This window comes from Microcoleus sp. S28C3 (genome assembly GCF_036700785.1).
GTDB classification, from domain to species: domain Bacteria; phylum Cyanobacteriota; class Cyanobacteriia; order Cyanobacteriales; family Microcoleaceae; genus Microcoleus; species Microcoleus asticus.
Genome location: NZ_JAUBPO010000026.1, coordinates 1 through 21244, shown reverse-complemented (window position 1 = coordinate 21244; position 21244 = coordinate 1). Strand labels below are relative to the sequence as shown.

The window sequence follows — 21244 nt, the reverse complement described above, 5'->3', positions numbered from 1 at the left end:
ATTTGTCAATTCCTAAATATCTATCAAATAGTCCACAGTTCACTGTTTAAAGCAGGCAGTATGCAGTTACATTGTTAGCTAAATCGTGTAATAACTGTATTTGATAGGAGTTTTTCGAGTGAACGCTGCCGAACAAGCCAGAAATATAGAAGTTGCCAGCAAAATTGCTGCAGTTGTTAATTTATTCAAGTCCGAATTCCCGGATGCGAAAGTCGATTTGAAGCCTTGGATGAATGACGAGGATACCAGAGAACTTGTAGATCCAGATTCGATCGACATTGGCTTCCATTTCCCCGGTAGAAGCCGCTTGCTGCAAAGCCGCAGCATCTTGATTCAAATCCGATTTTACCAAGATCCGGTAGAAGGAAGCCGTCGGGCGATCGGGGTTGAGGCGGCCGGTTACGATCATACTGGTCAGCAGTGGCGCTTTTCCACCGTGGAAAATTGGAGTTTTCTCGGTCAAACCGAACCCGCTGCGGAGTCAGCCCAAAAGCTTAAAGACTTTTGCCGCGAGATATTCGCTTTGTTTAATAGTTAAGTTCCAGGGATGATAGCAGGGATTTGGCGCCACATCCTAAGTAAATTGATATCAATTATCTTGCACCATTGGTAATAATCCCTTGAGAAGCGTTGCTCAGAGCAACAGCCCACAATACAATTTAATTTTTGTCGAACAGGCCCGAAAGCCTGTTAAGCGAGAATGGTGCTTTAGAGTGAGTTATTTCACACTATCGCAATTGTCGATCGACCTACAGCCAACTGCATAAACAGATTTGTAAGTTGTCGATCGCTTGCCAAACAAAGTATAGCGGTTATCGCGGACTTGTTCGTACACGCGATCGCCCATCCACTTCATCCCCGGCATTGCCCGGTAAGCAGCCACAAACACCTCACCTCCCGGCAATATCCGCCCGATTTCCTCCGCCGCATCGCTGCCCTGCCAGCGCCGTTCCGGGGTGTTGCCATCTATCAAAATCATCCCCATTTCGCAGTCTTGAGACGTAATCCCAAAGCGATTTAATTGCTCTAAATCTTGCATGGGAATATACTCAAACCGCTGACCTTGGTCTAAGTTTTCTAGTAACTGTACCAAGGTAACGCAGAGATTGCAAGTGCCGTCGTAAATTACGTTATATTTCATTAGTTGACTGTTGACTGTTGACTGTTGACTGTTGACTGTTGACTGTTGACTGTTGACTGTTAGCTGTTAGCTGTTGACTGTTGACTGTTAACTAATGACAACTGACAACTTACTACTGCCAACTGCCAACTGACTAAAGACTAAAGACTAATGACTACTGACTACTGACTACTGACTATTCGCCACAGGAATCTCGATCGCAAATTCCGTGCCTTGACCCGGTGCAGAATCGCACCTCAGCACACCGCCGTGCTTTTCCACCACAATTTGATAGCTGATAGACAGCCCCAAACCAGTACCTTTACCAGGTTCTTTCGTAGTAAAAAACGGATCGAACAGCCTTTTGTGAACATCTATCGGAATCCCCGGCCCGTTGTCAGCAATCCGAATCACAATATGAGAAGGATGCCGAATTGAATCATCAGAAACAGCAGAATCTGCCTGCCTCAAAGCATCCTGTTCATATTTTACATCAGTACAAATCCGCAGTGTCGGCGAAGGACAATAAGGAATAGGCGCCAGTTCCCCCTCCGCCCACTGTCCAGTCTCCATTGCCTCTTCCACAGCATCAATTGCATTGCCAATAATATTCATAAATACCTGATTCAACTGTCCTGCATAACACTGTACGCGGGGCAAATTTCCGAACTGCTTGAGCAGGGTAATTTTCGGATGTCCTGCCGTTTCTTTTAACCTATGCTGCAAAATCAACAAAGTGCTTTCAATCCCTTCGTGAATATCCACCTGCTTTTGTTCGGCTTCGTCCAATCGCGAAAAATTCTTCAGCGACAGCACGATCTGGCGAATTCGCTCTGCTCCCATTTTCATGGAATTTAACAGATTCGGTAAATCTGTGAGCATAAAATTCAAATCTATCTCTTGTATCTCTTGTTGAATTGCCGGTGTGGGGTGGGGGTATTCCTGCTGGTAAAGTTGCAGCATTTTTAGCAAGTCTTTAAAGTAATCGTTAGCGTGCATAACGTTGCCGTAAATAAAGCTAACTGGATTGTTAATTTCGTGAGCAACGCCAGCGACTAATTGCCCCAAACTTACCATTTTTTCATTTTGAACCATCATGCTTTGAGTTTTATGCACGTCCCGCAGGGCTTTTGCCAATTCTTGATTCTTACTCCTCAATTGACTTTCGGAAAGCTGCACCGCTTCTTCGGCGCGTTTGCGCTTGGTAATATCTTTGCGAATTGCTACATATTGATGCGGTTCTCCGCTGGTATTTAAGCAAGGTACAATCGTAGTATCCAACCAGAATAATGTGCCGTCTTTAGCTTGATTTTTCATTTCTCCCCGCCAAACTTTTCCCTGGCGGATGGTTGACCAAAGCTTCTTGAAAAAATCTGCTGGGTGATAGCCAGAATTGACAAGTCTGTGGGTTTTGCCGATCAGTTCTTCTCGGGAATATTTAAATTGTTCGCAAAATTGATCGTTGACATAGGTAATTGCTCCGAATTCGTCGGTATTCGAGACAATTGCCGATTGATCCAAAGCAAATTTTTCAAATTCCAACTCTTTGAGAGTTTGGCGCAATTCTGCTTCGGCTTGTTTGCGATCGCTAATATCAGTAATCATCCGCAAAACCCCGGAAAATTCGCCCTCAGCGTCGAACATTGGCGTCGCCGACACGATCGCCCACAAGTGAGATCCGTCTTTGCGAGTAAACTTAAAATCGTGGCGTTCGCGAATGCCTTCCCGCCTGCGCTGGACATAACTTTCAGCTATTTCCCTAGATTCGCAGTCGATAAACTCAAATAGCGATCGCCCCAGCATTTCCTCCACAGTATACCCCAGCATTTCGGCCATCCGAGAGTTAGCAAAAGTCGTGATACTTTCGCTGTCAAACATCCAAACGCCCTCCGAAGCCGTCTCGACAATGCAGCGGTAATAACTCTCGCTCTTCCTGAGCACTTCCTCTGTCTGTTTGCGATCGCTAATATCAGTGTGCACCGCTATAAAACCTTCGAGTTCCCCTGTTTCTTGATAAATTGGGGCGATCGAAAGCGCCACCCAATAACCCTTTCCATCCTTGTTGTAGTTGTAAATTTCCTGATTAAAGGGCACACCAGCAGCCAAAGCCGATCTCAGTTGAGCAATAGCTAGCGGGTCTGTTTGAGGGCCTTGCAATACATCACCCGGTTTTTTTCCCTGCATTTCTGCCAGCACGTAACCGCTAATCCGAGTAAATCCTTCATTCACCCATTCAATGCAGCCTTGAGCATCAGTAATAATCACACCATTTTGGGTTTTTTGAGCCACAATGGCCAAGCGCGACAATTCTGTTTCATTTTTTTTGCTTTCCGTAATATCTTCAGCAATACCCAGAATGTACTTAGGCGCGCCCGAATCGTCAAACAAAGGAACTTTTTTCGTGTGCAAAATCCGCTTTCCTCGGTGCGGAAGTTCGATAGTTTGTTCGGGCAAATCGACGCCTTTTCTCGTTGCAAGGACTTCTAAATCTTGTGCTTGCAAGTAATTGGCATGATCTGACTCCAACAAGTCAGCAGCATTGTTTAAGAGCACTTCATCCCTGGAATACCCAAACAATTCCTCGCTAGCAGTATTCCAATAAATAAATTTTTGCTCTACAGCATCTTTAATAAAGACGCTAATCGGCAGATTTTGCAGTACCGCATTCAGAAAATCTTTAGTGTTTCGCAGATCTTCCTCAGCTCGCTTTCGTTCCGTAATATCCAAAATTACTCCGTCGAGATAGACAACCCGACACAGAGAACTTGCGATCGGCGAAACCGGCGAAACCACAGCCGACAAAAATCCCTCAATTTCCCCTTCTATCTCTTGTCTTCCTCTACCCTCCTGGGTCTCGCAGCAAACAGCTTGACCTTTTTCGTAAACCCAGCTAATTTCGCCGTCAGCCCGGACAATGCGATATTTAAGGATGTACGGAGTTCTAGTTGCTACACTTTTTTTGACAGTAGCATCCACATTTTTGCGGTCTTGAGGATGGATAATGCTGGAAAAAGAACGGACGCGATCGTTGATAAAATCCGAAGATGGATAGCCTGATATTTCTTGAACGGCATCGCTCAAAAACGCCATTGTCCGTGTTAATTCCCCGTCGGGGCTCGTACAGTCGCAGGTACAGTGGTAGACAGCACCGGGAATATTAGCTACTAAATTTTTATATTTTTCTTCGCTGCTTAGCAAAGATGAGCCATCTTCGTTATTGCGATCGCCGTTCTTAAATTTAGAAGAATTCGAGGAAATTTGCATGATTTTTTTCACTTGTGAGTGCGAAAGCAAGTGTTAGAGTAGATGACCCTATAAAAAGTAAATTTAATTTCCGAAAAAATTCGTTATAAACTAATATAGTACAAAATTAGTTCTGCGAACATTCAGAAAATTTGAGGGTGGTTGATAGGTAAAGCTAATCAAGGCTAGAAATGTAGAAAACTGTTCGGCAACGGATTTAACGGATGGATGTTGCACCATTCTCAATAAGGCTTTTAGGGGCGGGCTAGAAAATCCCACCCCACAAGAAATTCATTCTTTGTGGAAGACGCCCGAAAACCTGTTAAGCGAGAATGGTGCAAAATGTGAGTTTAACGGATTTAACGGATGGATGTTGAGGTCTGAGGCAAAGAGGGAAGATTTTCCCAGGTCACTCTCCCACTCCCCCTCTCCCACTCTCCTACTCTCCCACTCCCCCACTCCCCGACTCTCGTTACAATAAGATAAGTTGCCTTGCTACCGATCGCCCCTCAAACAAAACACCATGACTCAACAACAACCCCGGATTTGCATTCTCGGCGGAGGCTTCGGCGGACTCTACACAGCCCTGCGCTTGAGTCAGTTACCCTTCTCCCCAGCCGAAAAACCCGAAATTGTCTTAGTTGACCGCCGCGATAGATTTTTGTTCGTTCCCCTGCTGTACGAACTCCTAACCGGCGAACTCCAAACCTGGGAAATTGCCCCACCGTTTGCCGAAGTCTTGCAAAAAACAGGTGTGCGCTTTTGTCAAGGTACTGTCTCCGGCATCGATGTGGATGAAAAGCGAGTGCAGTTGCACGACGGGCCAGAAATTCCGTGCGATCGCCTAGTTTTAGCTTTAGGCGGCGAAACCCCCCTAGATATGGTCAAGGGTGCCGTTGAATACGCTTACTCGTTTCGCACCCTCGACGACGCCTACCGCTTAGAAGAAAGACTGCGATTTTTAGAAGCCAGCAACACCGACAAAATTCGGGTTGCGATCGTCGGCGCCGGTTATTCGGGAGTAGAATTAGCTTGTAAATTAGCCGATCGACTCGGAGACAAAGGTCGCGTGCGGTTAGTCGAGCAAAGCGACAAGATTCTGCAAACATCACCGGAGTTTAACCGCGAAGCCGCCACCAAAGCTTTAGACAAACGGAAAGTGTGGATCGACTTAGAAACAACTGTAGAGGCGATCGAAGCAGACACAATATCCTTACTTTACAAAGGACAATTAGATGTTCTCCCCGTAGACATAGTGCTGTGGACAGTAGGAACTCAAGTTAGTCAAGCCGTGCGATCGCTACCCCTCAAACAAAACCGCCGCGGTCAATTAACAGTCAATCCGACAATGCAAATTATCGACCATCCAGACATATTTGCCTTGGGAGACTTAGCAGAATGTCAGGATGCAACAGGTCAAAAAGTCCCCGCAACAGCCCAAACAGCCTTCCAGCAAGCTGACTACACCGCCTGGAACATTTGGGCCTCCCTCACCGGCCGCCCATTACTTCCTTTCCGCTATCAGCCGCTAGGAGAAATGATGACATTAGGAATTGACAACGCCACCCTAGCCGGTGTAGGAATTCAACTCGACGGACAACTGGCCCACATTGCTCGCCGTTTAGCTTATCTCTATCGGATGCCAACATTTGACCATCAACTAAAAGTTGGTTTCAATTGGATTAGCAAGCCGATTCAAGAGTTGCTTAAAAGCTAATCGATGCTTTTTCAAATAGATCGGCAACAGGCAAGATGCCTGTTCCACAAAAATTCAATGTTCTTGTGGAATGGGCAAGATGCCTGTTCCACAAAAATTCAATGTTCTTGTGGAATGGGCATCTTGCCCGTTCCTATAGAAAATCTTAGGGAAAATACAAAATGCAAACTCCTACAATTCAACAGCAAAAAACAGAACTTCCCCCCCTAATCGAGCGAGAAATTCTGTTCGGCAACCCCGAAAAAACCCGCCCCCAACTTTCACCCGACGGCAAGTATATCGCCTACATTGCACCAGATGAAAACAACGTTTTGCAAGTGCAATTGCGTACCGTCGGTCAAGCAGACGATCGCCAACTGACAGCCGATAAAAAACGAGGCATCCGCATCTTTTTCTGGACTTACAGCGGCGAAGAGTTAATTTACCTCCAAGATGCCGAGGGTGATGAAAACTGGCATTTGTTCTCAGTCAATATCCACTCAAATCAGGTTCGCGACTTGACACCATTTCAAGGCGTTCAAGCTCAGCCGATCGCCTTTGACCGCAACTTCCCCAATGAAATATTAGTGGGAATGAACATCCGCGATCGCAGCAAACACGACGTTTACCGCATCAACCTCAAAAATGGTGCCGTTGAACTCGACACCGAAAACCCAGGTAACATCGTCGGTTGGACTGCTGACCCTCAATTTCAAGTGCGGGCGGCCATAGCCACAACTACTGACGGCGGCTCAGAATTGCTAGGTAGGGAAACTGCCGACAAGCCTTGGGAAAGCCTGCGAAGCTGGGGCCCAGACGACGAAGGAGGTCCCTTCATGTTCTCAGAAAACGGCAAGATTCTTTACATCATTGGCAATCACGATGCTAACGCCGAACGTTTGATCGCATTCGACTTGGAAACGAAACAAGAAACTGCGATCGCCTCTGACCCAGAATACGATGTCGGCGATATTTTGATACACCCCACCAAGCGAGAGATTCAAGCAGTTTCCTTCTACAAAGACAAGCAAGAGTGGCAGATTTTAGATCAAAGCATAGCAGAGGATTTTGAGGCGATCGGCAAATTGGGACCCGGCGAATTCGACCTCACCAGCCGCAACCTCGCCGACACTACTTGGCTAATTACTTACAGGACAGACGACGGCCCAGTTTACTACTATACCTACGATCGCGCTTCCAAAACCTGCACCTTTCTGTTCAGCAACCAACCAAAACTCGAAGGGCTACCGCTATCATCAATAGAACCCATTTCTTACACCGCAAGAGATGGTTTAACCATTCACGGCTACCTGACAAAACCGGTTGGTGTCGCCACACCCGTACCGACAGTCTTGCTTGTTCACGGTGGCCCCTGGGCACGCGATACCTGGGGTTACAATCCACAAGCCCAATGGTTGGCAAACCGAGGTTACGCCGTTTTGCAAATCAATTTTCGCGGTTCCATCGGCTACGGCAAAGCCTTTCTCAATGCCGGCAATCGCGAATGGGCCGCTAAGATGCACGACGACTTGCTAGATGGGGTTAATTGGCTGGTAGAAACAGGAATTTCCCAACCAGATAAAATTGCGATTATGGGCGGTTCTTACGGTGGTTATGCTGCCTTAGTGGGATTGACTTTTAGTCCCGATGTTTTTGCCTGCGCCGTCGATATTGTCGGGCCAAGCAATTTGATTACGCTGCTGCAAACTACTCCCCCTTACTGGGAAGCGCTGAAAGGAATGGAGTCTCACCGCATCGGCAATTTGGAAACAGAACCAGAGTTTTTGCAATCGCGATCGCCTTTATTTTTTGTCGATCGCATCCAGAAACCTTTACTAATCGGCCAAGGTGCCAACGACCCGCGAGTCAAAGAAGCAGAAAGCGAGCAAATTGTCAATGCCATGAAGCAAGCCGGCAAACCTGTAGAATACGTGCTTTATACAGACGAAGGACACGGATTTGCGCGCCCGGAAAATCGCCTGCACTTTTATGCGATCGCCGAAGAATTCCTAGCCAAATATTTAGGAGGCAGATTTGAACCTGCGGGCAACATTGCCAATCATTCTGGTATCGTGAATCCGCAAATAACTCACAACTGAAAAAGTTTGTAGTGAGGACGGAAGCCCTCAAACCTAAAATCCTAGGCAATCAAGACTGAAGTTCTTACTACAAACAAATAACAAATAACAAATGACCAAAGTAATTTTTTTAGACGCCGCCGGTACACTATTTGACGTTCGCGGCAGCGTCGGCGAAGTCTACGGAAAACTAGCCAAGAGGTTTGGAGTAACAGTTAAAAGTGAAGAGTTAAATGCAGCATTTTCCCAAAGCTTCGCCTCAGCAAGTCCGATGGCATTTCCAGGGATAGAAACAGCAAAAATTCCCCAGCTAGAATTTGAGTGGTGGCAAACAGTTGCCGCGAAAGCTTTTCAAATAGCAGGCGTTTTCCACCAATTTTCAGACTTTCCCAAATTCTTTGCCGAACTCTACGCTCATTTTGCCACCGCCGAACCTTGGTTTGTCTATCCCGACGTATTGCCAGCATTAAATAAGTGGCAGCAACAAGGAATTGAATTAGCATTAGTATCGAATTTCGATTCCAGAATTTATGCAGTATTAAAAGCACTCAATTTAGCAGAATATTTCACATCAGTGACAATTTCTACCGAAGTTGGTGCAGCAAAACCCCAGTCTCAAATTTTCACCGCAGCTTTGCAAAAGCACAACTGCATTGCCGAGAATGTTTTGCATATCGGCGACAGCTTCAAAGCAGATTATTGCGGTGCTAAAGCCGCTGGATTAAAAGCAATTTGGTTGAACCGAGAACTGGAAAAAGTAGAATCCGGCAAAATTCCTTTAACAGAAACGAAAATAGAACAGTGCAGCAGCCTTGATTATTTAACCTTTTAACTTTACAATTTTAACTGACGTACACAATTTAATAAATCAATTATCTGTAAGGTACGCGCTGAGCACCTTATGGTTATCTGTAGGGTGCGCGCTGCGCACTTTACCGTTATTAACTAACGTACAACATTTAATAAATACATCAATAGCTTTACTGCTATAGGGAGACCGTAGTATCTAATCATGAAAAAAACATCGCTGACAACTATATTAACAGACACAATCACCGTGTTTTGGGGAGAATGGTTAGATTTGCGAGTCCGAATCCTGCCAGTTGCCGCCGCTGGTTTAGTATCCCCAGTAATTTACATTCTAGCTTTTGGTTTTGGGTTGGGAAGTTCATTGCCAAAACCTGCAATTGGCAGCAATTATCTAGAATTTATGCTGCCGGGAATGGTAGCACTCTCATCGATGACAGTAAGTTTTACCGGCACAGTATTTTCGATTTGCGGCGAACGCCTTTTTACTAAAACATTTGAGGAATTGCTGTTGCTGCCAGTACACCCGATCGCTTTGCACGCGGGCAAAATGCTAGCAGGAATATTACGGGGAATGCTGACTTCAGTTTCTGTGATTTTAGTAGCAGTTTTGTTTACTCAAAAGCTCGTCTTTCTGAATCCACTATTTTTGTTAGTGATAATTCTCAACTCCGCTGTATTTGCGGGCCTGGGAGTGATAGTTGGGTTAACCGTAAAATCTCTGGAATCAGTCGGATTGTATAACAATTTTCTGATAACTCCGATGTCATTTTTAGGAGCGACATTTTTCGACCCAGCGTCGCTACCCGTAGCCCTGAAAGGAATAGTATATCTGTTGCCGTTGACTTATGCCAGCATTGGATTGAGAGCCGCTGCTTACGATATGGCAAAGTTTCCGTGGTACAGCATACCTGTTTTGTTAGTGGCTGCGATCGCCTTTTCTTTAATCGGCGCCCGCCAATTTACTACCCAGCAAGACTAAAAGAAGCCATTAGTCATTAGTCCAAAACTTACATAATAGCTGTAAGGTGCGCACTGCGCACCCTACATAATACCGGTGCTCAGTCCAGTAATGTGGTTATTAGTCATTAACTATTGGCTTAAAAGATATGAGAAAGTAACTTATAAATCAACCGAAAAATAGCTGTTCCAGCGATCGCACCCAAAGCACCCAACCATCCCACAAATAACACGCCAGTGATCGGAGAATTCGGATAAATCGCAACTGCCGCCGTCTGTAAAGCCGGGAAAAACCACAGCAAAGCCACAGTACCTGCACCAATAATCAACATCTCAGTTTGTTCGATCGCCCTGCGGTACTGCCCGTAAATCAAACCCGCCACAATCATCCCCAACAATCCGATACCAACACTCGGAGAAAACGGCAAACTCGTCAGGGCGATCGCCAGCAGCCCCCCCTCAAAACCCGTAAACGCCGCCCCGGACAAAACCTCCCAAATCGAAAAACCCCTTCTCGGCGAAGGTTGCAGGGCAGACGGAGGAGTTGCAGGAACAGGCACAGGAGGCTGCTGAGTCGGCGGTAGCTGCTGAGTCTGTAGGGGAGTCTGAGTCCTGACTGTCGGCGGTACCACGACCCTCGTAGGCTGTTGAGAATTGTATTTCAAAGCCGCTTCCACCTCCGCTGCCGACTGAAAACGCTGGCTGGGAGCTGATAATAACATTCGATCGAGAACGTGAGCCAAACGCGAACTTACCTGCACCCGCGACTGCCAATTCCACTCGTTTCTGTAACTATCAAAAAGCTCCGCCGGCTGCAAACCGCTCAGCAAAGTAATGCAAGTCACACCCAAAGCATACAAATCCGTTGCCGGATACACTTCTTGTCCGCTCATCTGTTCTGGCGGAGCGTAACCCAAAGAATAAATACCAGTCGAAGCTTTTGCACTCCCAACACTTTGTGTTACTTGTTTAACAGCCCCAAAATCTAATAAATAAAGCCGACCGTTTTTACCCCGCATAATATTAGCAGGTTTAATATCCCGGTGAATTGAACCGCGAGAGTGCACAAAATCGAGAACCTTCAAAATTTCCCGCAGCACCTCCACCGTTTCCGCCTCCGAAAACCTGCCTTTAACAGCCAGTTCATCCTCCAAATTTTTACCGTCAATAAATTCTTGAACCAGATAGAAAAACTGATCGTTTTTCCCAGCCTGCAAACTCGTAACAGTCAGCTCAAAAAACGCCAGCAAACTCGGAATTTGCGAATGTTCGTTTCCCAGTTCTTCCAGCACCGCCGCTTCCCGTTCAAACAGAGTTTGAGCGATTTTTAGCTGTGCCGGAGTCAGACTTACCGACGGCTGCAAAAGTTTAGCAACGCACTGCCGCATCGCCGGAGTATAGCGGTCTCTGGCTAAAAACGCCGCCCCAAAACCGCCTTGACCCAACAACCTCACTGGCAGATAGCGACCGCCCAAAATCAGGGGCATCCCGCAAGTCGTGCAAAACTTTTGCTGCACCGTTTTCAGCAGCGAACTGTCATTGAGGTCGGGAAAATAGTTTTGAGGCCGCGGGCAGCCCGGGCGGGTGCAGTAAACTTCCATTTTGGTTTGGTAAGAAGAAGGAAGAAGGAAGAAGGAAAAAGGAAAAGGGAAGAAAGAAGAAAAAGTGATTGTTAAACCAGATTTCGATTTCTCAACTAACCGCGAACTGCTAACTGCCGGCGACCTAAGAGATTAACTTCCCGCCGAGTTGGGAGTTGCTATTTCTATGAATCCCAAATCGATCGCCGGGGGTTCTTTCTTCTCGTGGATGGTGGAATAAGTAGCAAACTGGGGCAAAATTTCATTGCTGAAAGCCTCCGCAGCTTTAGAACGGTAGCGGTTGGGGTTGTAAATCAGGGACAAAATCCGAGTTACCAAAACTTCGTTCATTTGAGATTTGTGCAAAACACCCATGAGTAACTCTTTTTCGATCGCCGAAACCGAGACAAAAGCAGCTCCCAGCCCCGACTGAACGGCATTTTTAATTGCTTCGATCGAATTTAGCTCCATCTCAATTTTCAAGCGGCGCGTGTCAATGCCGCAGCGAGTCAGTACCTGATCGATTACTTTGCGGATAGTAGACTGCGAATCGAGGGATATAAACTGCAATTTGTAAAGGTCTTCTTTTTGGATACTTTCTTGCTGTACCATCGGGTGAGATGGAGGGAGAATCAGAGCCAGTTCGTCCTCAGCGTAAGGAACAATTTCTAAAGCTTCTACAAGTTCGGTAGGAATTTCTCCGCCAACAATTGCCAAATCGATTTGCCCGTTGGCCACACTCCACGCCGTGCGGCGGGTCGAGTGAACGTGAAGCTGTACTGCTACATCCGGGTACTTTTGGCGAAACATCCCGATCATCCGGGGCAGCAAATACGTCCCCGTTGTTTGAGAAGCGCCGACGATCAAAGTACCGCCTTGCAGATTTTGCAAGTCTTCCAGAGCTCGACAAGTTTCCTGGCAAAGCGATAAAATTTTCTCGCCGTAACTCAGCAGCAGGTGTCCGGCTTCGGTCAGTTGCGCCCGCCGCCCCCCCCGGTCAAACAGCGGCACGTCCAATTGTCTCTCTAAGTTTTGCACCTGCAAGCTAACTGCTGGCTGGGATACATAGAGGCTGTCCGCGGCGCGTTTGAAGCTTCCTTCAGAGGCGATCGCCTTGAGAATGCGTAACTGGTCTAAAGTGAAAGGAAGGTCAGACATATATCTAAATTGTCAGTTGGTGTAGGGGCGGGTCTTCTGTCAATCTCTGCGGTCAATCGACAAGCTTGTTCGATTTGGAAAAGTCGGAGTTGACTTCGATTTCAGTCATTTGGCTGCAACAGACGCAACCTTACAGGCAGTTTTACTCGTCCTCCGTCCTCTGTCTTTAGTTGTTATTCGGTCACTAATGACTGATGACTGATGACTGATGACTGATAACCGCTGAATGCTCCCATAGATACTTTGTGACACAAATTGGCAGAGAATCAATAACTTTTCTTAATATTTGCAATGACGATCGACTTGGCGCTCGACTCCCACTTAGTTATTCTGGGCCTGTTACTGGTTTTTGCGATCGCCCACAGCGGTTTAGCAGCCCTCCGGCCCAAAGGTGAAAAGCTGATCGGGCCGAGACTTTACCGCGTTTTGTTTGCCCTTGTCAGTTTGCCGCTAGCCGTCATTCTGGTTGTCTACTTTTTCAACCACCGTTACGACGGTTTGCAGCTTTGGCAAGTACAGGGAGTACCCGGAGTTAAACCCGCAGTTTGGATACTTTCGGCAATTTCCTTCCTGTTTCTGTACCCAGCAACTTTCAACCTCCTAGAAATTGCCGCCGTCCAAAAGCCCCAAGTTCACCTCTACGAAGCCGGCATCATTCGCATCACCCGTCACCCGCAAATGGTGGGACAAGTGATTTGGTGCGTGGCTCACACGCTGTGGATTGGCACTAGCTTTACCCTCGTCACTTCCATCGGTTTGGTACTTCACCACCTGTTCGGAGTGTGGCACGGCGACAGGCGGCTTCAGGCTCGTTTTGGAGAATCCTTTGAAACCATCAAATCTCGAACCTCAATAATTCCATTTTTGGCAATCCTACAAAAGCGTCAAACCCTTGATTTGCTTGAGTTTTTGCGGCCTTCCTACGTAGGTGTAGTCATTTTTACAGGCCTGCTGTGGAAAATTCATCCTTTTTTGATGCGTGTCACTAGGAACATATACTGGTAGCATGATCCCTAGGATAGAAAAAAATTATTAAATTTTGAGGGATCATGGTGTTGTCGGTTAGCGAACGCACTTTTGCACAAGAGGTGTTTCAAGCCTCTACCCCCGTTTTAGTTCACTTTTCGGCGCCTTGGTGCGGTTTGTGCCGCGCGATCGACCCCACGCTTAAGGCTTTTGAGGAACAGTGGGCAGGAAAAGTCAAGCTGGTAGGGGTGAATGCCGATCAATGTTTCAAGTTGGCCCACAATTACCGGCTGACAAGTCTGCCAACCCTGATTTTGTTTGAGGGCGATAAAGTTCGATGTAGATTTGAAGACTACCAAGGACGCGAGGAACTGCGGCGGACTCTGGATTCCTGGATGCTGGCGGCTCACGTAGTTTCCCCATCTCAACGGCTGCAACTTCAGGAAGTAGCCAAGAGGTAACGGTTTCAAGGCATTCGGCTCTTGTTTACAAAGCCTTCGGCTTTTATGTAGAAAGCAGAAGGCTTTCCCCATTTGTCCATCAAGCATCAGACACCACAATAAATCTCGCCGTCTTGAATTCACAGGACTGTGAGATTTGTCGTATAGTTTCCGTTTTCACCGGCATAATAATTTTCGGCGTTTAGTGCGATCGTCTCGCTCGTGATTGCACTCGACTATAGCAATACTTAAAGAATTGGATCGAGTATTTTGGCCCAGTCGCGCAGGCGTGTGTCACAATTGTTTACAGTTTTGGCAATATCTAGTAGAAACTTTAAACTACCTATCAGTCATGGAACTGCTTTATCAATACGCTTGGCTGATTCCAGTCCTGCCGCTGGCAGGCGCAATGCTAGTAGGTCTAGGCTTAATCACCTTTAACCAGGCAACCAACAAACTCCGACAAGCGAATGCGATATTAATCGTCTCCGCACTCGGAGGGTCAATGGTACTATCTTTCGCATTGCTGTGGAGTCAACTACAGGGCCACGCACCCTACACCCGCACTATTCAGTGGGCTTCTGCAGGCGACTTCTCGCTGAATATGGGCTATATCATCGACCCCCTGACGGCGGTAATGCTGGCGATCGTAACCACGGTCGCCTTTTTGGTGATGATTTACACCGACGGCTACATGGCTCACGATGACGGGTACGTGCGCTTCTACGCCTACCTGAGCATCTTCAGCGCGTCGATGTTGGGTCTGGTAATCAGCCCGAACATCGTTCAGATTTACATTTTTTGGGAACTCGTAGGTATGTGTTCGTACCTGCTAGTCGGATTTTGGTACGATCGCAAACCCGCTGCTGACGCTTGCCAAAAAGCTTTTGTCACCAACCGCGTCGGCGACTTCGGCCTGCTGCTGGGCATCCTCGGCATTTACTGGGCCACCGGCAGCTTTGAATTTGAGGTGATGGGCGAACGTCTGCACTCTTTAGTTGAATCCGGTGCTCTTTCGGCGACTCTGGCGACAATCTTCGGCGTCCTGATATTTTTGGGGCCAGCAGCCAAATCTGCTCAATTCCCCCTCCACGTCTGGCTGCCAGACGCAATGGAAGGCCCGACACCGATTTCGGCCTTAATCCACGCCGCGACAATGGTAGCCGCCGGCGTATTCCTGATCGCTCGGATGTACCCAGTGTTTGAAGGGCTGCCGGCAGTCATGAATTTGATCGCCTGCACCGGCTGTTTTACCGCATTTATGGGTGCTTCGATCGCGATTACCCAAAATGACATCAAAAAAGGCTTAGCCTACTCCACCATCTCCCAACTCGGCTACATGGTGATGGCAATGGGCATCGGCGCTTACAGTGCCGGACTTTTCCACTTGATGACGCACGCTTATTTCAAAGCAATGCTGTTCCTGTGTTCGGGTTCAGTCATTCACGGTATGGAAGATGTCGTCGGCCACAACCCGGCTCTCGCTCAAGATATGCGAGTGATGGGCGGCTTGCGGAAATATATGCCGATTACCGCTAGTTGCTTTTTAATCGGCAATTTAGCAATCTGCGGAATTCCGCCGTTTGCTGGTTTCTGGTCAAAAGACGAAATCCTCGCCAGCGCCTTCGCAGCAAATCCCGCTCTGTGGGCTGTTAGCTGGCTGACGGCCGGGATGACCGCGTTTTATATGTTCCGGATGTATTTCAGCACCTTTGAGGGCGAATTCCGGGGCAATGACAGCGCCATCAAGCGGCAACTCCTGCAACCCGGTGTTGTTTTTGGCCCGGGAGCGATGAACGTTAAGGAATTGGCACCAACTGGCGACAGCCACGACGATCACGACCATTTCCCTCACGAATCTCCTCTAACAATGGCTCTGCCGCTAGTTTTGCTGGCAGTACCTTCTGTGTTTATCGGTTTTCTCGGTACGCCGTTTGCCAATTATTTCGAGCAGTTTGTTCGCGCTCCTGGAGAGTCTCTCGAACAAGTTTTGGAACACGCTGCTGAGTTCAATTTGACGGAATTTTTGATTATGGGCGGAAGCTCTGTAGGTATTGCTTTGCTGGGCATTACTTTGGCTTCTCTGATGTATTTGAGCCGTAAAATAGATGCTGGGGCGATCGCCCAAAAAATCAAACCGCTTTACGAGTTCTCCCTCAACAAGTGGTATCTCGACGATATCAACGATTTTCTCTTTGTCAAAGGCAGCCGCCGTTTAGCGCGGCAAGTCATGGAAGTGGACTTGCGGGTCGTCGATGGTGTAGTCAACTTAACAGGGCTTATCACCCTGGTTACGGGCGAAGGTTTGAAATACTTTGAGAGCGGTCGCGCTCAATTTTATGCCCTGATTGTGTTTGTCGCAGTTCTGGGTTTTGCGATCGTTTCGGGAGTCAGTTAAATCTGTAGGGACACGGCATTTAGTGTCAACTTAATGTCAAACCTAGTACGGGTCTAGTGTCTGACGATTAGCGTTCGATCCCCCCTAGCCCCCCTTCTTAAAGGGGGGACAGGAATCTTCTCAAAGTCCCCCTTCTTAAGGGGGATTTAGGGGGATCTAGAATCAGGTAAAAGCAATATTTATCAAGGGTTTTAGGCTTAAAATCACACGCTTTGGGAATTGCCGTATCCTCACTAGGAGATATTTTAAGAAATGGTATCAGGTTAATAAATCACAATTGACAGTTAGCAAATAGAAATAAATCTTTTATTAAAATGAACTGTTGCGATCGCATAATTTGTCCAAATAATAGCAAAAAAGTTTGTTCCGTATAAAGAAAGTATAAAATTTAGGCTAAAATTGCAAAAAGGTGTTTAAACCTAATAACTGATGGATAATTTTAAAACGCAATGGATACAGCTAACTTTCCCTGGTTAACAACAACAATTCTGTTTCCCATTGCTGCGTCCTTGCTGATTCCTTTCATTCCCGATAAGGATGGCAAGACGGTGCGGTGGTATGCCCTAATTGTGGGTTTGATTGATTTTGCTCTGCTTGTTTACGCTTTTTACACTCAGTACGACTTTAACAATCCGGGACTGCAACTGGTAGAAAGTTACTCTTGGGTGCCGCAACTCGATTTAAATTGGTCTGTGGGTGCTGACGGGTTGTCGATGCCGCTGATTTTGCTGACGGGTTTTATTACTACGCTAGCTACTTTAGCGGCTTGGCCGGTTACTTTTAAACCAAAGCTATTTTACTTTTTGATGTTGGCAATGTACGGCGGGCAAATTGCAGTTTTTGCCGTGCAGGATATGTTGCTTTTTTTCTTAGTTTGGGAACTGGAATTAGTGCCAGTTTATCTGATTTTGTCAATCTGGGGCGGCAAGAAGCGCCTCTACGCAGCAACTAAGTTTATCCTGTACACCGCAGGGGGTTCGCTGTTTATTTTGGTTGGCGCGCTGACGATGGCGTTTTACGGCGATACGGTGACTTTTGATATGCGGGCGATCGCAGCTAAAGATTACGCCCCCAATGTAGAATTGCTCCTGTACACAGGTTTCTTAATAGCTTACGGCGTCAAACTGCCAATTTTTCCGCTGCACACTTGGCTCCCTGACGCTCACGGCGAAGCAACCGCACCCGCCCATATGTTGCTAGCAGGAATTCTGCTAAAAATGGGCGGCTACGCTTTGCTGCGGATGAATGCGGGAATGCTCCCAGATGCTCACGCTACCTTCGCACCGATTTTAGTAATTTTGGGTGTGGTAAATATTGTTTACGCCGCCTTAACTTCTTTTGCTCAGCGCAATCTGAAGCGGAAAATTGCTTATTCTTCGATTTCGCACATGGGGTTTGTGTTAATCGGGATAGCTTCGTTTACTGATTTGGGAACCAGCGGTGCAATGCTGCAAATGGTTTCCCACGGTTTAATCGGGGCGAGTTTGTTCTTCATGGTGGGTTGCACTTACGATCGCACTCACACGCTCATGCTCGACGAAATGGGCGGTGTCGGGCAGAAAATGCGGAAGGTTTTCGCGATGTGGACTGCTTGTTCTATGGCTTCTTTGGCTTTGCCGGGAATGAGCGGTTTTGTAGCAGAATTGATGGTATTTGTAGGTTTTGCAACCAGCGATGCTTACAATCCCGTGTTTAAAGTTTGCGTGGTATTTCTAGCTGCTGTCGGGGTGATTTTGACTCCGATTTATCTGCTGTCGATGCTGCGGGAAATCTTCTACGGGCCTGAGAATAAGGAATTGTCGGAACACGAGGAATTGGTGGATGCGGAACCGCGAGAAGTGTTTATTATTGCGGCTCTGTTAGTGCCGATTATTGGCATTGGTTTGTATCCGAAAATTCTGACTCAGGTTTATGATGCGACTACTGTACAGTTGACTGCAAAATTGCGAGATTCTGTGCCGTCGCTTGTGGCTAAGGCTGCTGCGGATAAAACTGTGTCTCTGCGAGCTCCGGCGATCGAGCCGAGCAAGTTGTAATTTAAACTGGATTTAAAAAGGAAACCCCCAAACCCTTTTAATAATAGGGTTTGGGGGTTTCTCTAAAGCAAACACATTATCGCAGACTTAGGAGACTGACTTTTGAATAGGCTACAAAGATTAACCCTCAATGGATTTAAGTCTATTAAGGCAATAGATATTGACTTGCATCCCCTAAATATCCTGATTGGAGCAAATGGGGCAGGCAAGAGCAATATGATATCGTTTTTCAAGATGCTCAACGAGATGATGGGTGGACGCTTCCAATACTACATTGGCAGATCCGGGCACGCCCAATCTTACTTGCATTTTGGACCTAAGATAACGCCCCAAATAGAAGCAAAGCTGGAATTTGAAGTTGACAATGGGGTAGATACCTACCAGATGCGGCTGTTCCATGCGGCTGGTGATACGCTGATCTTTGCCGAAGAAACCTTGAGCTTTCTACAAACGGGTTGGTCATCTCCTAGAACTGACGAACTGGGTGCAGGACATCAGGAAACCCAAATACACAAAGCAGCAGAGGAAGGCAAGGAAACGGCAAAGGCGCTCAGATACTTGCTCAACCGCTGCCGTGTGTATCACTTTCACGACACATCATCTACGGCAGAGGTGCGTCAATCTTGTTATGTTGGCGATAATCGATGGTTAAAGTCTCATGCTGGAAATTTAGCTGCATTACTTCTGAGGTTCCGTGAAGAAAACGAGGGTGCAGCTTATCAACGCATTATCGGAACCATCCGTCTTATTGCACCGTTCTTTGATGACTTTGTTCTTGAGCCAGACGCATCTAATAGTGTCATTCTCAACTGGCTAGAAAAGGAGTCAGATCGGGTATTTGGGCCGCATCAATTTTCAGATGGTACTTTGCGTGCCATATGTCTTACCACACTGCTCTTACAGCCAGAAAAAGAACTTCCAGCACTCATTGTTGTTGATGAGCCGGAATTGGGGCTTCACCCCTATGCCCTAAATGTTGTGGCTGATTTGTTTAGTAAAGCTGCACTCCATACACAAATTCTCATTAGTACCCAATCTAGTTCTTTTTTGGATAATTTTGATCCAGAAGATGTGATTGTGGTGAACCGAGAGGGCAAGGAATCGCAATTTAAGAGGCTAAATCCCACAGAATTAGACGCTTGGCTTGACGAGTATAGTCTGGGAGAAATGTGGGAGAAAAATATCTTTGCGGGAGGACCGCATTAATGGCGCGTCTTTACCTATTTGCCGAAGGACAAACCGAGCAAACATTCGCCGACACTTTGATAAAACCGCAGTTAGCTCAATATGAAGTGTTTATGCACAATCCCATACTTACTGCTCATGCAAAAAAGAAGGGTAAGGTACATCGAGGTGGGGGTCGTAATTATGTGCAGATGAAAAATGACATCACACGTTTTCTTAAACAAGAGAAAGCCCCGGATGTGTTCTTCACAACTATGATTGATTTGTATGCTATTCATCCTGATTTTCCGGGATTACCTGAGTCCGAGAGTATGCGCCAAGATCCGCTACAGCGAGTTGAATTCTTAGAGCAACGCTTTGCAGAGGATATTGGTGACGATCGGTTCATTCCTTATATTCAGTTACATGAATATGAAGCCTACCTCTTTTCTGCCCCAAAGTGTTTTAAATATCTTGATGCCGGACGCACAAAAGAGATTGAAGCTCTCCAAGCTATCGCTAGTCAATATCAGACACCTGAGTTAATCAACGATGGGCCGCAAACAGCACCTAGCAAGCGTATAATTGCGCATTTTCCTGATTACGGAAAAGCGAAGTCTATTTATGGACCCCTGTTAGCTGAACAAATTGGATTGCAAGTAATTAGGAGCAAATGCTATCACTTCAATAAATGGCTGTCACGACTCGAATCTTTGAATGGAGAAGGGATTAGTAGTTGAGTATTTAACAAAAAAATTACCAGTAGCTCGATCGCTCTTCATTTCGGTATTGCGATCGCTCTCTTAATTTTTATCCTTATTGTTATGCCAAGAGTGCGATATTTGTCAAGCGCGATCGCACCCTCGCAAGTTGTAATTTGAACCGGATGCGAGGAAGAAAACCCCAAAACCTCGTTTAATAATCGAGGTTTTGGGGTTTTCTATTTTTTATCGAGCTTTTAGGATTCTTATTACTTTTGTTTTGCCTGAACCCAGTAAGTTTTGAAGCGAGGGGCTAAAATCCAATTCATATAGCTATTACAATACAGATTGCAAGCTTATTCGCTTTCCAGAATGCAAAATCAAGAGTCATCTATTGTTTTCGATCGAGAACGCGCTTCTTCCTACGACAAAAGATTTGCTAAATTGGCTCCGATGCGCGACGCACTTCATTTACTGATCCGCCTGGTACTTTCTGAACTTCCTACCGATGCACGGATTCTCTGTGTCGGTGCGGGAACCGGCTTGGAATTGATTTATCTGGCTCAAGCGTTTCCACAGTGGCAGTTTACTGCGGTAGAGCCTGCTGCACCGATGCTTGACATCTGTCGCCAACGCGCCGAAGAGTGTGGTATCGCGTCACGTTGCACTTTTCACGAAGGCTATCTCGATTCACTGCCCGCATCGCACTCTTTCGATGCGGCGACTTGCCTTCTGGTTTCTCACTTCTTTATGCAACAAGATGAGCGGCGCAACTTTTTTAGTCAAATTGCTTCACGACTTTGCCCTAACGGATATTTAGTTATACCAATTTACTATGAAGTTGCACTTAATATAGCTTCAAGGATATAGTCCCAACCACAGAGGGATAAAACTTCT

General features: G+C 46.6%; 16 protein-coding genes. 12 read left to right on the top strand and 4 right to left on the bottom strand.

The features are described 5' to 3' along the window. Positions 1 to 118: 118 nt before the first annotated feature. On the top strand, positions 119 to 538 hold the full coding sequence (locus QUA13_RS10190) for a hypothetical protein (protein WP_172190845.1): 420 nt from the start codon (positions 119 to 121) through the stop codon (positions 536 to 538). A 180-nt stretch (positions 539 to 718) separates the two neighbouring features. On the opposite strand, the gene QUA13_RS10185 is transcribed toward QUA13_RS10190, so the two are convergent. Then, positions 719 to 1141: a DCC1-like thiol-disulfide oxidoreductase family protein gene (locus QUA13_RS10185; RefSeq protein ID WP_333185532.1), complete on the bottom strand. Its 423-nt coding sequence runs from the start codon at positions 1139 to 1141 to the stop codon at positions 719 to 721. A 168-nt stretch (positions 1142 to 1309) separates the two neighbouring features. Continuing rightward, positions 1310 to 4384, bottom strand: coding sequence for a PAS domain S-box protein (locus QUA13_RS10180; protein ID WP_333198212.1), 3075 nt, complete (start codon positions 4382 to 4384; stop codon positions 1310 to 1312). A 502-nt stretch (positions 4385 to 4886) separates the two neighbouring features. Between QUA13_RS10180 and QUA13_RS10175 the strand changes: the two genes are divergently transcribed. The 4 genes from QUA13_RS10175 (at position 4887) to QUA13_RS10160 (ending at position 9926) form a co-directional block, all read left to right on the top strand. Beyond that, positions 4887 to 6080 carry an NAD(P)/FAD-dependent oxidoreductase gene (locus QUA13_RS10175; RefSeq protein WP_333198211.1) on the top strand — a complete coding sequence of 398 codons (1194 nt, stop codon included), beginning with the start codon at positions 4887 to 4889 and terminating at the stop codon, positions 6078 to 6080. Positions 6081 to 6241: 161 nt separating this feature from the next. After that, complete coding sequence (locus tag QUA13_RS10170; RefSeq protein WP_333198210.1) at positions 6242 to 8158, top strand: S9 family peptidase; 1917 nt, start codon at positions 6242 to 6244, stop codon at positions 8156 to 8158. 91 nt (positions 8159 to 8249) lie between these two features. Further along, a complete protein-coding gene (locus QUA13_RS10165; RefSeq protein WP_333198209.1) occupies positions 8250 to 8969 on the top strand; it encodes an HAD-IA family hydrolase in 720 nt (239 codons plus the stop codon). 180 nt (positions 8970 to 9149) lie between these two features. Then, a complete protein-coding gene (locus QUA13_RS10160) occupies positions 9150 to 9926 on the top strand; it encodes an ABC transporter permease (RefSeq protein WP_333185522.1) in 777 nt (258 codons plus the stop codon). Between the two features lie 118 nt (positions 9927 to 10044). Here QUA13_RS10160 and QUA13_RS10155 read toward each other — a convergent pair whose 3' ends face one another. Next, entirely contained in the window at positions 10045 to 11505 is a 1461-nt protein-coding gene (locus tag QUA13_RS10155; protein ID WP_333198208.1) for a serine/threonine-protein kinase, read from the bottom strand. A gap of 132 nt (positions 11506 to 11637) precedes the next feature. Next, the gene (locus QUA13_RS10150; RefSeq protein WP_333198207.1) at positions 11638 to 12642 is read right to left on the bottom strand and encodes a LysR family transcriptional regulator; all 1005 of its coding nucleotides are present in this window, start codon (positions 12640 to 12642) and stop codon (positions 11638 to 11640) included. Between the two features lie 291 nt (positions 12643 to 12933). Here QUA13_RS10150 and QUA13_RS10145 point away from each other — a divergent pair, with 291 nt between their 5' ends. From QUA13_RS10145 to QUA13_RS10115, 7 genes are all read left to right on the top strand, one after another. Next, entirely contained in the window at positions 12934 to 13647 is a 714-nt protein-coding gene (locus tag QUA13_RS10145) for an NnrU family protein (RefSeq protein ID WP_333198206.1), read from the top strand. Between the two features lie 44 nt (positions 13648 to 13691). Continuing rightward, positions 13692 to 14069, top strand: coding sequence for a thioredoxin family protein (locus tag QUA13_RS10140; RefSeq protein ID WP_333198205.1), 378 nt, complete (start codon positions 13692 to 13694; stop codon positions 14067 to 14069). Between the two features lie 331 nt (positions 14070 to 14400). Next, a complete protein-coding gene (locus tag QUA13_RS10135; protein WP_333198204.1) occupies positions 14401 to 16446 on the top strand; it encodes an NAD(P)H-quinone oxidoreductase subunit 5 in 2046 nt (681 codons plus the stop codon). A 449-nt stretch (positions 16447 to 16895) separates the two neighbouring features. Continuing rightward, positions 16896 to 18482, top strand: coding sequence for a photosynthetic/respiratory NAD(P)H-quinone oxidoreductase subunit D1 (gene ndhD1, locus QUA13_RS10130; RefSeq protein ID WP_445242700.1), 1587 nt, complete (start codon positions 16896 to 16898; stop codon positions 18480 to 18482). A 102-nt stretch (positions 18483 to 18584) separates the two neighbouring features. Further along, positions 18585 to 19688 carry an AAA family ATPase gene (locus QUA13_RS10125; RefSeq protein ID WP_333198203.1) on the top strand — a complete coding sequence of 368 codons (1104 nt, stop codon included), beginning with the start codon at positions 18585 to 18587 and terminating at the stop codon, positions 19686 to 19688. Next, positions 19688 to 20386, top strand: a complete 699-nt coding sequence (locus QUA13_RS10120; protein WP_333198202.1) for a DUF4276 family protein — start codon at positions 19688 to 19690, stop codon at positions 20384 to 20386. The genes QUA13_RS10125 and QUA13_RS10120 overlap by 1 nt, the downstream gene beginning before the upstream one ends. Before the next feature lie 333 nt (positions 20387 to 20719). Next, positions 20720 to 21217 (top strand): class I SAM-dependent methyltransferase, encoded by a 498-nt coding sequence (locus tag QUA13_RS10115; protein WP_333198201.1) that lies wholly within the window; start codon positions 20720 to 20722, stop codon positions 21215 to 21217. Positions 21218 to 21244 lie beyond the last annotated feature (27 nt).